We start from the raw sequence: 807 nt of genomic DNA on the forward strand, positions 1-807 counted from the left end.
GGCCTGCGCGCGCTGCCAGCCCGGCGTCGCATAGGTGTTGGAGAAGGCGCCGGATTTTTCGCTGTCGGCGCCGACATTGTCGAAGCGCGAGGCGCCATAGGGGTTCTGCCGTCCTGCGCCCTGGCCGCCGCGGCCGGAGGCAAAGGAACCGCCGCCATAGGAATTGCCGTAGCCGCCGTAGGAGTTGCCGCTTTCAGCGACCTCGACATGGGCGTTCGGCAATTCCTCGAGGAAACGCGACGGGATCGTCGACTGCCATAGGCCATGGATCTGGCGGTTGGAGACAAACCAGATATGCAGGTTCTTCTTGGCCCGCGTCAGGCCGACATAGGCGAGGCGGCGCTCTTCCTCCAGCCCGGAGCGGCCGCCTTCGTCGAGCGCGCGCTGATGCGGGAAGAGGCCTTCCTCCCAGCCGGGCAGGAACACGGTCTCGAATTCGAGGCCCTTGGCCGAATGCAGCGTCATGATCGAGACGGCGTCGAGCCCGGCATTCTGTTCGGCGTCCATGACCAGCGCGACGTGCTCGAGGAAGGAGCGCAGCGATTCGTACTCCTCCATCGAGCGGATCAGCTCTTTCAGGTTCTCCAGCCGGCCGGGGGCTTCCACCGAGCGGTCGTTCTTCCACATGTCCGTGTAGCCGCTCTCTTCGAGAATGGTCTCGGCGAGTTCGGTGTGCGGCGTGGTTTCCAGCGCCTTCTGCCAGCGCTCGAAATTGGCCGCCACTTCGCGCAAGGCGGCGCGCGGCTTCGGCTTCAACTCGTCGCTTTCGGCGAGCTTGGCGGCGGCCTCCAGCATAGGGATGCGCAG

Annotated in this window: 1 protein-coding gene; it reads right to left on the reverse strand. The window is 65.6% G+C overall.

The features are described 5' to 3' along the window. On the reverse strand, nt 1–807 hold an 807-nt coding region (locus EN991_RS38285; RefSeq protein ID WP_164769763.1), incomplete at both ends, for an ATP-dependent helicase.

Origin of the sequence: Mesorhizobium sp. M7A.F.Ca.US.005.03.2.1 (assembly GCF_003997795.1) — a bacterium.
GTDB lineage: Bacteria > Pseudomonadota > Alphaproteobacteria > Rhizobiales > Rhizobiaceae > Mesorhizobium > Mesorhizobium ciceri.